This is a genomic window from Acidovorax sp. GW821-FHT10E03, from assembly GCF_059415205.1.
The window spans coordinates 1-14,526 of record NZ_JBWKMU010000011.1 but is presented as its reverse complement, the minus strand read 5'-3'; the positions used below and the strand labels follow the sequence as shown (position 1 = coordinate 14,526).

Sequence of the window (14,526 nt, the reverse complement as noted above, 5' to 3'; positions counted from 1 at the left end):
ACCGAGCCATCACGGACTCATTGCGGCGATTTTTGCAACAGTGCGTAAAAAAATCCGTCGTGGTCACCCGGTTGATTGTCCGGGACAGCCCCGGGCTTGTCCCCGTTGCCGGGAATTAAATGCCCCGGCGACGGCAGCAATTGCGCATCGGTGTTGTGTGCAAGAAACGTTTGCACCTGGTCGTCGCCTTCGGCGCGGAACACGGAACAGGTGCAATACAGCAGCCGCCCGCCTGGGCGCAGAAGGGGCCAGAGCGTCTTCAGCAGGCGGGCCTGCAGGGCGGCCAACTGGGCAATGTCGCTCTCGCGGCGCAGCCAGCGCACGTCGGGGTGGCGCCGCACGATGCCCGAGGCGGTGCATGGCGCATCGAGCAAGATGGCATCGAACAGTTCACCCCCGCAGTGCTGCTGCCACCAGTCCTGGGGGCGTGCGGCGTCGGCCACGACCACCTGCGCACGAAGCCCCAGGCGCTGCATGGTGTCACCGATGCGGGCGCTGCGGGCGGCGTCGATCTCCAGCGCGGTGACCTGTACAGGGGCGCCAGCACCGGCCAGCTCCAGAAGGTGGGCCGTCTTGCCCCCCGGTGCGGCGCAGGCGTCGAGCACACGCAGGGGCTGTGCGAGGTCCAGGCCGTCCAGCAGCAGGGGCGCCGCCATCTGCGCGGCGGCATCCTGCACCGACACCCAGCCCTGGTCAAAGCCCGGCAGGGATTGCACAGGCACGGGATGCCGCAGCACCAGCCCGGCATCGCCCCACGAAGACGCTTCCAAATCAATAGCACCTAGCGCTTGCTGGTATTGCGCCGGAGTGCATTTTTGCTTGTTAACCCGCAACGTCATTGGCGCGTGGGCGTTGTTGGCCTGAAGGATCTGCTCCCAATGCTGGGGATGGTCCTTGCGCAGCCGTGCGATCCACCACTGGGGATGGTTCCAGCGTGCCAGCGGATCGTCGCCGGTGCGGGCGACCAGCGCATCGCGCTCGCGCAGAAAGCGGCGCAAGCACCCGTTGATGAACGAGGCCTGCGCGCGGGTGGATGCGCTCCGCTTGGCCGCCTCCACCGCCTGATTCACCAGCGTGAAGGCCTCATACGGCGATTCGTCCGGGTTCCAGCACAGCGCCAGCGCCGTGCACAGCAAGGCATCCGCCGCCGGCGGCGGCGTGCGGGCGACCATCTGGCGGCGCAATGCCTCGGCGCGCCCGGCCTGGCGCAGCACCTGGAACAGCAGAGACTGCACGCCCGGGCGCAGACCCACGTCCACCGCCCCCATGGCGGCGGTTCCGGACTGGCCCCCGCGAATGGCAAGCAAGGCGCCGGCCACGGCATCCAGCTGCTGCCACAGCGCCACCGGCTGTCCGCCCCCGGACGGCGGGTGGGCGGGGCGGCGGGGCGAAGGAGGTTGCCCCCCGGAAGAAGACGTGGGGCGCGCAGGGGGTTGGGTCATGGTGGTCCTGAAAACGGTCTACAGGCCCCGGGCGGCCTTGAATCCGAACACCCAGGCCAGCAGGTTCGCGGGAAACTGGGCAATGGCGGCGTTGTAGTGCAACACCGCATCGTTGAAGACGCGAATGGCCTGGTCGTTCTGCTGGACATGTTCATCCCACCGGATTTGCCAGGGCGACGGCAAGGCGTCCCGCGCGTCAGCCGCTGTGGGCGGTGGGTCGCCCTGCCCTTCCCTGCGCCCCGCCTTCTGCCAGCAAGCCTGCAGCACATCGCGTGCGGCCGTCAGAGCGGCGATTGCATCTGCCTGCAGGGGACGGGCACGCGCCATTGCGAGCGACGCACTCAATTGGGTGGTGGCGCCCTGCAGTGCTGCCATCTCCTGTTCCGGGGCACTCAAGGTGGAGGGCTGGACAGCATGCGCGGCTCCAAACTCTCCCAGCAGCGCCACCAGCCGCACCATGTGCGCGTCAAAACTGCCGAACGCCTGCACGACGGCAGAGCGCAGCCGCATCAGGCGGTTGTAGGCGCCCAGGGCCCAGAAGACGGCGATGGCAAAAACAATCCAGAAAAGAGGCGATGACCACATGCACAGCTGCCGTCTCCGCGTGCACCACGCGTTCCGGCCCGAAAAGTAAATGGAGAAAGGAAAAGAAGAAAGGTGCGCAGACGATGTCCAAAAAAAAGCTCCCGGCCTGCCAGGGACAGGGCGGGAGCTCTTCAGTGACAGCCCTCGGGCTTAGTCAGCAGCTGCGTCGGTGGCCGTGGAGGCACTACTGCCCTCGACTTCGGTGGCATCCGCCTGGGCTTCCATCTCGGCCGCTTCGGCTTCGGCGATGGCGCGGCGCTCGGCGTCGTCCATGGCATCCTTGGCCTTGCGTGCCTGGTGGTAAGCCAGACCCGTACCGGCCGGGATCAGGCGGCCCACGATCACGTTTTCCTTCAGGCCGCGCAGCTCGTCGCGCTTGCCCATGATGGCAGCCTCGGTGAGCACGCGGGTGGTTTCCTGGAAGGAAGCCGCCGAGATGAAGGAGTCGGTCGACAGCGAAGCCTTCGTGATACCCAAGAGCAGGTTGCTGTAGGTCGCGGGAATCTTGCCCTCGGCCTGCAGCGCCTCGTTGGTGTTGAGGATCTCGGAGCGCTCGACCTGTTCACCGGCAATGTAGTTCGACTCGCCGACGTTCTCGACCACGACGCGGCGAAGCATCTGGCGAACGATCACCTCGATGTGCTTGTCGTTGATCTTCACGCCCTGCAAGCGGTACACGTCCTGCACTTCGTCCACGATGTAGCGCGACAGTTCCTCGATGCCCAAGAGGCGCAGGATGTCCTGCGGATCGGCGGGGCCGTCCACAATCGACTCGCCCTTGTTCACCACCTGGCCTTCGTGCACCAGGATGTTCTTTTCCTTGGGCACGAGTTCTTCGAACACGTGGCCTTCAGGATCGGTGATCTGCAGGCGGACCTTGCCCTTGGTTTCCTTGCCGAACGACACGGTACCGGTCATCTCGGCCAGCGTGCCCTTGTCCTTCGGAGTGCGGGCTTCGAACAGCTCGGCCACGCGGGGCAGACCACCGGTAATGTCGCGGGTCTTCTGGCCTTCGACCGGAATACGCGCCAGCACTTCGCCGGGGCCCACGTCCTGGCCGTCGCGCACCTGGATCAGCGCGCCGACCTGGAAGCCGATGGTCACCGAGTGGTCGGTGCCAGGGATCTTCACTTCGTTGCCCTGCGCGTCGATCAGCTTCACCTGTGGACGAACGACCTTGGCAGCGCCGCGGCGCTTCGGATCGATCACCACCAGCGTGGACAGGCCGGTCACTTCGTCGACCTGCTTGGCCACCGTGAGACCTTCTTCGACGTTCTCGAACTTGGTCTGGCCGGCGAACTCGGTGATGATGGGGCGCGTCAGCGGATCCCAGTTGGCCAGGATGGTGCCGGCCTTGATCTGCTGGTCGGCCTTGACCGTCAGCGTCGCGCCGTAAGGCACCTTGTGGCGCTCGCGCTCGCGGCCATGCTCGTCGTGGATGATGATCTCACCCGAACGCGCAATCACCACCAGCTCGCCCTTGGTGTTGCTCACGTAGCGCATCGTGGCATTGAAGCCGATCACGCCGTTGGACTTGGCTTCCACGCTCGATGCGATGGCGGCGCGCGAAGCGGCACCCCCGATGTGGAACGTGCGCATGGTCAGCTGCGTGCCGGGTTCGCCGATGGACTGGGCAGCGATCACGCCCACGGCTTCGCCGAGGTTGATCAGGCCGCCACGGCCCAGGTCGCGGCCGTAGCACTTGGCGCACAGGCCATAGCGGGTCTCGCAGGTCAGCGCCGTGCGCACCTTCACTTCGTCGACGCCAGCGGCTTCGAGTTCCTCGATGAGGTCTTCCTCGAGCATGACGCCCGCCTGGACCAGCACCGCCCGGGTTTCCGGATGCAGCACGTCTTCTGCGGCCGTGCGGCCCAGGATACGGTCGCGCAGCGATTCGATCACTTCGCCGCCTTCGACGATGGCGCGCATCAGCGAACCATTGGAGGTTTCGCAATCCTCCTCGGTCACGACCAGATCCTGCGTCACGTCCACCAGGCGGCGGGTCAGGTAACCGGAGTTGGCGGTCTTGAGCGCCGTGTCGGCCAGACCCTTACGGGCACCGTGGGTGGAGATGAAGTACTCCAGCACGTTCAGGCCTTCGCGGAAGTTCGCGGTGATGGGCGTTTCGATGATCGAGCCATCAGGCTTGGCCATCAGGCCCCGCATGCCGGCCACCTGGCGGATCTGGGCGGCGGAACCGCGGGCACCGGAGTCGGCCATCATGTAGATGGAGTTGAACGACTCCTGGTCCACTTCCTTGCCGTGGCGGTCCATGACCTTCTCTTTGGAGAGCCGGGCCATCATCACCTTGGACACTTCGTCGCCGGCCTTGCCCCAGATGTCCACCACCTTGTTGTAGCGTTCGCCAGAGGTGACCAGACCGGACACGTACTGCTGTTCGATCTCCTTCACTTCCTTCTCGGAGCGCTCGATGATGCCGGCCTTCTGTGGAGGCACCAGCATGTCGTCGATGGCGATCGAGATACCGGCGCGCGTGGCCAGACGGAAGCCGTTTTGCAGCAGCTTGTCGGCGAACACGACCGTTTCCTTCAGGCCGCACTTGCGGAAGGACACGTTGATCAGGCGCGAGATTTCCTTCTTCTTGAGCGCCTTGTTCATGTTGGAGAACGGCAGGCCCTTGGGAAGGATCTCGGACAGCAGTGCGCGGCCAGCGGTGGTTTCCACGAGCGAGGTGGACGGAACGAAGTCGCCCGTTTCCTTGTTCTTGGTCCACTCGGTCATGCGCACCGTGATCCTGGCGGCGAGTTCGACTTCGCCGGCGTCCAGAGCACGTTGCACTTCACCGGTGTCGGCGAACACCAGGCCTTCGCCCTTGCCGTTGATGCGGTCACGGGTGGCGTAGTACAGGCCCAGCACCACGTCCTGCGAAGGAACGATGGAGGGTTCGCCCGATGCGGGGAACAGCACGTTGTTGGAGGCCAGCATCAGCGTGCGGGCTTCCATCTGCGCTTCCACCGACAGCGGTACGTGAACAGCCATCTGGTCACCGTCGAAGTCGGCGTTGAAGGCCGCGCAGACGAGTGGGTGCAGCTGGATGGCCTTGCCTTCGATCAGGATGGGCTCGAAGGCCTGGATACCCAGACGGTGCAGCGTAGGCGCACGGTTGAGCATCACGGGGTGTTCCTTGATGACCTCTTCCAGGATGTCCCACACCACCGGCGTGCCGGATTCGACTTCCTTCTTGGCGGCCTTGATCGTCGTCGCGATGCCCATGGCTTCCAGGCGCGAGAAGATGAAGGGCTTGAACAGTTCCAGGGCCATCAGCTTGGGCAGGCCGCACTGGTGCAGCTTGAGCGTTGGGCCCACGGTGATCACGGAACGGCCCGAGTAGTCCACCCGCTTGCCCAGCAAGTTCTGGCGGAAACGGCCCGACTTGCCCTTGATCATGTCGGCCAGCGACTTCAGGGCGCGCTTGTTGGCACCCGTCATGGCCTTGCCGCGGCGGCCGTTGTCCAGCAGCGAGTCGACGGCTTCCTGCAGCATCCGCTTTTCGTTGCGGGCGATGATTTCAGGGGCCTTCAGCTCCAGCAGGCGGCGCAGGCGCGAGTTGCGGTTGATGACGCGGCGGTACAGGTCGTTCAGGTCGGAGGTCGCGAAGCGGCCGCCGTCCAGCGGCACCAGCGGACGCAGGTCCGGTGGCAGCACGGGCAGCACTTCGAGCACCATCCACTCGGGCTTGATGCCCGACTTCTTGAACGCTTCGAGCACCTTCAGGCGCTTGGCGTTCTTCTTGACCTTGACTTCGGAGCCGGTCAGGTCGCCGCGCAGGCGTTCGATCGACAGGTCGATGTCGATGGATTCCAGCAGGTCCTTGATACCTTCAGCGCCCATCTTGGCGATGAATTCGTCGCCGTATTCCTTGCGCTTGGCGTCGTAGTCGTCCTCGGACATGATGCTGAACTTCTTCAGCGGGGTCATGCCGGGGTCGGTCACCACATAGGCTTCAAAATACAGCACGCGTTCGATGTCGCGCAGCGTCATGTCCAGCACCAGGCCCAGGCGCGATGGCAGCGACTTCAGGAACCAGATGTGCGCGCAGGGCGCGGCCAGGTCGATGTGGCCCATGCGCTCGCGGCGCACCTTGGTCTGCGTGACTTCAACGCCGCACTTCTCGCAGATCACGCCGCGGTGCTTGAGGCGCTTGTACTTACCGCACAGGCACTCGTAATCCTTGATGGGGCCGAAGATCTTGGCGCAGAACAGGCCGTCGCGCTCGGGCTTGAACGTGCGGTAGTTGATGGTCTCGGGCTTCTTCACTTCGCCGAAAGACCACGAGCGGATCTTTTCGGGCGAAGCCATGCCGATGCGGATGGCATCGAAATGCTCATCCGGCGTGAATTGCTTGAACAGGTCGAGTAGCGATTTCATAGTGACTCTTTCCTTTTCTGCTTAGGAGCGTTCCAGCTCGATGTCCAGGCCCAGCGAACGGATTTCCTTGACCAGCACGTTGAACGATTCCGGCATGCCGGCTTCGATGGCGTGTTCGCCCTTGACGATGGATTCGTACACCTTGGTACGGCCCACCACGTCGTCGGACTTCACCGTCAGCATTTCCTGCAGCACGTAGGCGGCGCCGTAAGCTTCCAGCGCCCACACTTCCATTTCCCCGAAACGCTGGCCGCCGAACTGCGCCTTGCCGCCCAGCGGCTGCTGCGTGACGAGCGAGTAAGGACCGGTCGAACGGGCATGCATCTTGTCGTCCACCAAGTGGTGCAGCTTCAGGTAGTGCATGTAGCCGATGGTCGTCGGACGCTCGAAACGCTCGCCGGTGCGGCCGTCGAACAGGTATGCCTGAGTGCGGGTGGGCGTGAGGCCCTTGCGCTCGGCAATGTCGTCCGGGTAGGCGATCTTCAGCATGTCCTTGATTTCTTCTTCCGAAGCACCATCGAACACCGGAGTGGCATAAGGCACGCCGCTGGTGAGGTTGGCCGCCATGTTCAGCACATCCTCATCGCTCAGTTGCGAGAGGTCTTCGGTACGGCCGCGGGAGTTGTACACCTCTTCCAGGAACTTGCGCAGCTCGGAGGCCTTGGCCTGCTGCTGCAGCATGTCGCCAATGCGCTGGCCGATGCCCTTGCCGGCCCAGCCCAGATGGACTTCGAGCACCTGCCCGATGTTCATCCGCGAGGGCACGCCCAGGGGGTTCAGCACGATGTCGGCAGGGGTGCCGTCGGCCATGTAGGGCATGTCTTCGACCGGAACGATCTTGGAGACCACACCCTTGTTGCCGTGGCGGCCGGCCATCTTGTCGCCGGGCTGCAGGCGGCGCTTGACGGCCAGGTAGACCTTGACCATCTTGAGCACGCCCGCTGGCAGCTCGTCGCCTTGCGTGAGCTTCTTGCGCTTTTCTTCAAAGGCCAGGTCGAAGCTGTGGCGCGTCTGCTCCAGAGCGTTCTTGATGGACTCGAGTTGCGTGGCGACTTCGTCTTCGGTGGGGCGGATGTCGAACCAGTGGAACTTCTCCACCGAGGCCAGGTAGGCCTTGTCGATCTTCGTGCCCTTGGCGAGCTTCTGCGGGCCGCCATTGGCCACGCGGCCGTTGAGCAGCTTTTCGATACGGTCAAAGGCGTCGGCCTCGACGATGCGCAGCTGGTCGTTCAGGTCCAGGCGGAAGCGCTTGAGTTCATCGTCGATGATCTGCTGGGCGCGCTTGTCGCGCTGGATGCCTTCGCGGGTGAACACCTGCACGTCGATCACGGTGCCTTGCGAGCCCTGGTCCACGCGCAGCGAGGTGTCCTTCACGTCGGAAGCCTTCTCGCCGAAGATGGCGCGCAGGAGCTTCTCTTCGGGCGTGAGGGTGGTCTCGCCCTTGGGCGTGACCTTGCCGACCAGCGTATCGCCGGGCTGCACTTCGGCACCCACGTAGATGATGCCGGACTCGTCCAGACGGTTCAGCTGCTGTTCCGACAGGTTCGGAATGTCGCGCGTGATTTCTTCGGCGCCCAGCTTCGTGTCGCGCGCCATCACCACCAGTTCCTCGATGTGGATCGAGGTGTAGCGGTCTTCGGCCACCACGCGTTCGGAGATCAGGATCGAGTCTTCGAAGTTGTAGCCGTTCCAGGGCATGAAGGCGATCAGCATGTTCTGGCCGATGGCGATCTCGCCGAAGTCCGTCGATGCGCCGTCGGCGATCACGTCACCCTTGACCAGCTTGTCACCCTTCTGGACGATGGGGCGCTGGTGGATGTTGGTGTTCTGGTTGGAACGCTGGTACTTGATGAGGTTGTAGATGTCCACGCCCACTTCACCGGCCACGGCCTCGTCGTCGTTCACGCGCACCACGATGCGGGTGGCATCGACATAGTCGACGATACCGCCACGGGTCGCGGTGACCACGGTGCCCGAGTCCACGGCGGCCACACGCTCGATGCCCGTGCCCACCAGGGGCTTCTCGGGACGCAGCACGGGCACGGCCTGGCGCGACATGTTGGCGCCCATCAATGCGCGGTTCGCATCGTCATGCTCCAGGAATGGAACCAGCGAGGCGGCCACCGACACGATCTGCGCGGGCGACACGTCCATGTACTGCACACGGTCTGCACCGCACAGGATGGATTCACCCTTTTCGCGGGCAGAGACCAGTTCGCCCGTCAAGCGGCCGTCCTTGTCGAGCACGGCGTTGGCCTGCGCGATCACGTACTTGCCTTCCTCGATGGCCGACAGGTAGTCGATCTCGTTGGTGACCTTGCCTTCCACCACGCGGCGGTACGGGGTTTCGATGAAACCGTATTCGTTCAGGCGTGCGTACAGGGCCAGCGAGTTGATCAGGCCGATGTTCGGGCCTTCAGGCGTTTCGATAGGGCAGACGCGGCCGTAATGGGTCACGTGCACGTCGCGCACTTCGAAGCCTGCGCGTTCGCGGGTCAGACCGCCCGGGCCCAGTGCGGAAACACGGCGCTTGTGCGTGATTTCAGCCAGGGGGTTGGTCTGGTCCATGAACTGCGACAGCTGCGAGGCGCCGAAGAATTCCTTCAGCGCAGCCGAGATCGGCTTGCTGTTGATCAGGTCGTGGGGCATCAGCGGCTCTTGCTCGGCCTGGCCCAGACGCTCCTTCACGGCCTTCTCGATACGTGCCAGGCCGGTGCGGTACTGGTTCTCGGCCAGTTCGCCCACGCAGCGCACGCGGCGGTTGCCCAGGTGATCGATGTCATCGACTTCGCCGTTGCCGTTGCGCAGGTCCACCAGGATCTTGACCACGGCCAGGATGTCCTCGTTGGACAACACCATGGGGCCGGTGGATTCGTCGCGGCCGATCTTGGCGTTGAACTTCATGCGGCCCACGCGCGACAGGTCGTAGGTGTCGGGGTTGTAGAACAGGCGCTGGAACAGGGCCTGCACGGCGTCTTCCGTGGGCGGCTCGCCGGGGCGCATCATGCGGTAGATGGCGACGCGCGCTGCGAACTCGTCCACCGTTTCGTCGATGCGCAGGGTCTGCGACATGTACGCGCCCTGGTCGAGTTCATTGGTGTAGATGCACTGCACGTCCTGCACGCCGGCACTGCGCAGCTTCTTGAGCAGTGCCTCGGTCAGTTCGTCATTGGCCTTGGCGATGATCTCACCGGTGTCCGCATCCACGATGTTGCGGGCCACCACGCGGCCGATCAGGAAGTCTTCGGGCACGCTGATGTGCGTGGTGCCGGACTGCTCCAGTTCGCGGGTGTGGCGCGCGGTCACGCGCTTGTCCTTGGCCACGACGACCTTGCCGGACTTGTCGGTGATGTCGAAGCGCGCCACTTCGCCGCGCAGGCGCTCGGAGACGAACTCCATCTGCGCGCCGCTGTCCATCAGGCGGAAATTGTCGTTGACGAAGAAGTTCGCCAGGATGGATTCCGGGTTCAGGCCGATGGCCTTGAGCAGGATCGTGACCGGCATCTTGCGGCGGCGGTCCACACGGAAATACAGGATGTCCTTCGGGTCGAACTCGAAGTCGAGCCAGGAACCGCGGTAGGGAATGATGCGCGCCGAGAACAGCAGCTTGCCCGAGCTGTGCGTCTTGCCCTTGTCGTGCTCGAAGAACACGCCGGGCGAGCGGTGCAGCTGGGACACGATCACGCGCTCGGTGCCGTTGATGATGAACGAGCCCTTGTCGGTCATGAGCGGCACTTCGCCCATGTAGACCTCTTGCTCCTTCACTTCCTTGACCACCTTGGACTGCGACGTCGAGGACTCGCGGTCATAGATGATCAGCTGCACCTTGGCCCGCACGGCCGACGCGAACGTCAGGCCACGCGTCTGGCACTCGCGCACGTCGAAGGCGGGCTTGGCCAGGTTGTACTCGATGAATTTCATCTCCACGAAACCGTTGTGGGAGACGATAGGAAAGGCAGCGTCGAATGCAGCCTGAAGGCCTTCGATGGTTCTTTTCTGGGGTGCTTTATCAGCCTGCAGGAAAGCGGTGTATGCGTCCTTCTGCATCTGCAGCAGATAAGGAACTTCGAGCACGCTATCGCGGGTGCCGAAGCTTTTGCGAATTCGCTTGCGTTCGGTGTAGGAATAGGCCATGAGATCTCCGGGCAAAGACATGAGTCCTGGGTCTTCGACGACTGACCCGCAAGGAGAGGTGTCCTTGCGGGCTTGGCGGTTGGCCACTACCAACCATGGCGGACGGTGATGCATTGCACATCACCCGAACCAAGGCGTCTTCTGCTGTCGGGGTTGTCAGAAGACACTCGAAAGACTCGTGGAAAACGAGGCTTGCGGGTGCGCTCTGAAAGCACCAAAGGCTGGAGGCCCTTTGAGGAGCACTCCAGCCCTTGAACGAGACCGAATTACTTGAGTTCGGCCTTGGCGCCGGCTTCCACCAGCTTCTTGACGGCAGCTTCGGCGTCGGCCTTGGCAATGCCTTCCTTGACGTTCTTGGGAGCGCCGTCCACCAGGTCCTTGGCTTCCTTGAGGCCCAGGCCGGTGATTTCGCGCACTGCCTTGATGACGGACACCTTGTTGGCGCCGGCTTCCGTCAGCACCACGTTGAATTCCGTCTTTTCTTCAGCAGCAGCAGCGCCAGCACCGCCACCAGCGGCAGCAGGAGCAGCCATGGCTGCAGCGCTCACGCCAAACTTCTCTTCAATGGCCTTCACCAGGTCATTGAGTTCCAGGACCGTCATGCTGTCCAGCGCGGTCAAGAATGCGTCTTTATCGAATGCCATTTTGATTTCCTAACAATTGTGTTGGTTGACTGCCCGGCTATCAAGCCGCGGCAGGTTCGGCGGCCGGTGCGGCTGCGCCTTCGCCTTTTTTCGCCGCCAGTGCGCCCAGCACAACGGCCGTACGCGACATGGGGGACATAAGCAAGCCACAAATCTGAGCCAGCAGCACTTCCTTGGAAGGAATGTTGGCCAGTTGCTTAACGCCGTTGACATCCAGGGCCTTGCCACCGAAAGCGCCACCACGAATCACCAGCTTGTCGTTGGTTTTCGCGAAATCGGCCACCACCTTGGCGGCGGCCACAGCGTCTTCGGAGAAGCCATAGATCAGCGGACCGGTCATCTGGTCAGCCACCACGTCAAACGCGCTGCCAGCTACAGCACGGCGAGCCAGGGTGTTCTTCAGAACACTCAGGTTCACGCCCTTGCTGCGAGCTTCCACACGCAGTTTGGTCATGTCGGCGACCGTGATGCCGCGGTACTCCGCGATCACAAGCGTTTGAGCTTTAGCGGCGAGGCTGGTCACTTCACTGATGACCGCTTCTTTCTCACTGCGATTAAGACTCAAGGTCTACTCCTTAAATTGCACATTCAGGCTTGCACCCTCCTGCGCGCTCTTGTTGCAGCGACCAACTGTTTTGGAACGGATTCCATCTGCAGCGGGATCGCCATCTGCGTTGGCCCCAGGGGGATTAAGTGCGAATTTGCACACCAACGGTCTTGGATGGCCTGAAGGCAGCTTGAATGCCAGCTTCAGCCCACCACATCGGACCCTTTGACAGGTCCGAAGATTTCTTTTCGCAATTACGCTGCGATGGATTGCGTATCCACGCGGACGCCCAGGCCCATCGTGGAAGACACGGCGACCTTACGCAGGTACAGACCCTTGCTCGAAGCAGGCTTGGCCTTGTTCAGTGCATCGATCAGCGCAGCCAGATTGCCTTGCAGCTTCTCGTTGTCGAACGAACGGCGGCCAATCGTGCTGTGCACGATACCGGCCTTGTCCACGCGGAACTGCACTTGACCAGCCTTGGCATTCTTCACGGCCGTGGCAACGTCAGGCGTCACTGTGCCCACCTTGGGGTTGGGCATCAGGCCACGCGGGCCCAGGATCTGGCCCAGCGTACCCACGACGCGCATCGCGTCAGGGGCAGCAATCACCACGTCGAAAGGCATGTCGCCAGCCTTGACCATGGCGGCCAGGTCGTCCATGCCGACGATGTCGGCACCCGCGGCCTTGGCTTCTTCAGCCTTGGCACCCTGGGCGAACACGGCGACGCGCGTCGTCTTGCCGGTACCGTTGGGCAGCACCACGGCGCCACGCACCACTTGGTCGGACTTCTTGGCATCAATGCCGAGCTGCACGGCCACGTCGATGGATTCATCGAACTTGGCGGTGGCGGCTTCCTTCACCAGAGCCACTGCATCCGCAAAGGCGTACAACTTCGTGCTGTCAACCTTGCCCTGCAGGGCTTTTTGCTTTTTCGTCAACTTGGCCATTTACAAACCCTCCACCGTCACGCCCATCGAGCGTGCGGAACCAGCCAGCGTACGGACAGCAGCGTCAACATTCGCGGCATTCATGTCCTTCATCTTGGTCTTGGCGATTTCTTCGAGCTGTTCGCGCGTGATCTTGCCGACCTTGATCTTCAGCGCATTGGCCGAACCCTTTTCGAGCTTGATGGCCTTCTTGATCAGAGTCGTCGCAGGCGGCGTCTTGATGATGAAGGTAAAGCTCTTGTCTGCGAAAGCCGTGATGACCACGGGCAATGGCAGGCCTGGCTCCACACCTTGGGTCTGCGCATTGAATGCCTTGCAGAACTCCATGATGTTGAGGCCACGCTGACCCAGTGCCGGGCCGATGGGTGGGGATGGATTGGCCTTACCAGCTGGGACTTGCAGCTTGATAAAACCGACGATTTTTTTCGCCATGTTTTACTCCTTACGGGTCATAACGCCTGCGCTGCACCATGCAGCAACCGGCTCCCCGGGGTTAACGACTCGCTATCACGATGTTCGCACCGAGCCGAAAAGCGCGACATCCAATTGCTTGCCCTGGCGTGCCAGGGCGATCAGGGTTTTTATCGAAGACGTTCTTACGTCTTTTCGACCTGACCAAATTCCAGCTCGACCGGCGTGGAGCGGCCGAAGATCATCACGGAGACGCGCACGCGGCTCTTTTCGTAATTGACTTCTTCGACGGAGCCATTGAAATCCGTGAACGGACCTTCCTTGACGCGAACCAGCTCGCCCACCATGAATTCGATCTTGTGGCGCGGCTTGTCCGTGCCTTCCTGCATCTGGCTGACGATCTTCTGGACTTCCTCTTCGGAAATAGGGGCGGGGCGGTTCTTGGCCCCCCCCACGAAACCGGTCACCTTGTTGGTGTGCTTCACCAAGTGCCAGGTATCGTCGTCCATCACCATCTCGACGAATACATAGCCAGGGAACAAGCGACGCTCCGTCGTCTTGCGCTGGCCGTTTTTCATCTCCACCACTTCTTCGGTCGGCACCAGAATGCGACCGAACTTGTCTTGCATGCCAGAGCGACCAATGCGTTCCTGGATATTGCGCTCCACCGCCTTTTCCATGCCCGAATAGGCATGGACGATGTACCAGCGCAGATCCGGATTTGCCGAAGCAGAAGCGCCTGCAGGAGCTTCTGCTCCAGTGATTTCCGCAGCGGTCGTCATGACTTTCTCCAACCCAAAACCAAGTCGTACAAGACCCATTCCAGCGTCTTGTCCGTGAACCACAGGAAAAGCGCCATGATCACCACGAAGGCAAACACATACGCCGTCATCTGCAAGGTTTCCTTGCGGGTAGGCCAGACGACCTTTTTCACCTCGCGCCATGCATCCTTTGCGAAGGCAACGAACTGACGGCCAGACTCCGACACCAGGAACACGCCCGCAGCCGCCACCAGACCGACGATCAGCGCAGCCCATTGGACGAGAGCACCCTGCTTGCTCAGCAAATAAAAGCCCGCCACCGAGGCGATGACCAAAGCCACCACCGCTGCGAGCTTGGCCTTGTCTGCGCCTGTATTGACAGTTTCAACCTGTGAAGTGGCCATCTTTGAGTATTTCCTGCTTCCGATTCACGGCATCACTTAAGACACCGAAGCCCGCCAGGGCCTGGCGGGCTTGTTCTGGGCCACATTCAAGTGGCAGGGGCAGTAGGAATCGAACCTACAACCTTCGGTTTTGGAGACCGACGCTCTGCCAATTGAGCTATACCCCTGTATACCTTTGCCAGTTAAGCAATGATCTTGGCCACGACGCCAGCGCCGACCGTACGGCCGCCTTCGCGGATGGCGAAGCGCAGGCCTTCTT

General features: G+C 62.4%; 11 protein-coding genes and 1 tRNA gene. All 12 read right to left on the bottom strand.

Features of this window, described 5'->3' with window-relative positions; translation table 11 throughout:
* Nucleotides 1-17: 17 nt before the first annotated feature.
* On the bottom strand, nt 18-1,442 hold the full coding sequence (gene rsmB / locus AC07OD_RS19365; RefSeq protein WP_494597776.1) for a 16S rRNA (cytosine(967)-C(5))-methyltransferase RsmB: 1,425 nt from the start codon (nt 1,440-1,442) through the stop codon (nt 18-20).
* A gap of 18 nt (nt 1,443-1,460) precedes the next feature.
* Nucleotides 1,461-2,027, bottom strand: a complete 567-nt coding sequence (locus tag AC07OD_RS19360; protein ID WP_218341323.1) for a LemA family protein — start codon at nt 2,025-2,027, stop codon at nt 1,461-1,463.
* A 150-nt stretch (nt 2,028-2,177) separates the two neighbouring features.
* On the bottom strand, nt 2,178-6,416 hold the full coding sequence (gene rpoC / locus AC07OD_RS19355; RefSeq protein ID WP_369641169.1) for a DNA-directed RNA polymerase subunit beta': 4,239 nt from the start codon (nt 6,414-6,416) through the stop codon (nt 2,178-2,180).
* 21 nt (nt 6,417-6,437) lie between these two features.
* A complete protein-coding gene (gene rpoB, locus AC07OD_RS19350) occupies nt 6,438-10,550 on the bottom strand; it encodes a DNA-directed RNA polymerase subunit beta (RefSeq protein WP_494597775.1) in 4,113 nt (1,370 codons plus the stop codon).
* Nucleotides 10,551-10,816: 266 nt separating this feature from the next.
* Complete coding sequence (gene rplL / locus AC07OD_RS19345; RefSeq protein ID WP_008907085.1) at nt 10,817-11,194, bottom strand: 50S ribosomal protein L7/L12; 378 nt, start codon at nt 11,192-11,194, stop codon at nt 10,817-10,819.
* A 40-nt stretch (nt 11,195-11,234) separates the two neighbouring features.
* Nucleotides 11,235-11,759 (bottom strand): 50S ribosomal protein L10, encoded by a 525-nt coding sequence (gene rplJ, locus AC07OD_RS19340; RefSeq protein ID WP_218297387.1) that lies wholly within the window; start codon nt 11,757-11,759, stop codon nt 11,235-11,237.
* 236 nt (nt 11,760-11,995) lie between these two features.
* Nucleotides 11,996-12,691, bottom strand: coding sequence for a 50S ribosomal protein L1 (gene rplA, locus AC07OD_RS19335; protein WP_218297388.1), 696 nt, complete (start codon nt 12,689-12,691; stop codon nt 11,996-11,998).
* Nucleotides 12,692-13,123: a 50S ribosomal protein L11 gene (rplK, locus tag AC07OD_RS19330; protein ID WP_063459212.1), complete on the bottom strand. Its 432-nt coding sequence runs from the start codon at nt 13,121-13,123 to the stop codon at nt 12,692-12,694. It abuts the gene before it with no gap.
* Between the two features lie 164 nt (nt 13,124-13,287).
* Nucleotides 13,288-13,884: a transcription termination/antitermination protein NusG gene (nusG, locus tag AC07OD_RS19325; RefSeq protein ID WP_082437456.1), complete on the bottom strand. Its 597-nt coding sequence runs from the start codon at nt 13,882-13,884 to the stop codon at nt 13,288-13,290.
* Entirely contained in the window at nt 13,881-14,267 is a 387-nt protein-coding gene (gene secE, locus AC07OD_RS19320; protein ID WP_218297389.1) for a preprotein translocase subunit SecE, read from the bottom strand. Before secE ends, nusG begins: the two co-directional genes overlap by 4 nt.
* Before the next feature lie 91 nt (nt 14,268-14,358).
* Nucleotides 14,359-14,434 (bottom strand) — tRNA-Trp (locus tag AC07OD_RS19315).
* Between the two features lie 15 nt (nt 14,435-14,449).
* Nucleotides 14,450-14,526, bottom strand: a 77-nt coding sequence (locus tag AC07OD_RS19310; RefSeq protein WP_198556962.1) for an EF-Tu C-terminal domain-related protein, incomplete at its 5' end; no start/stop codon positions are given.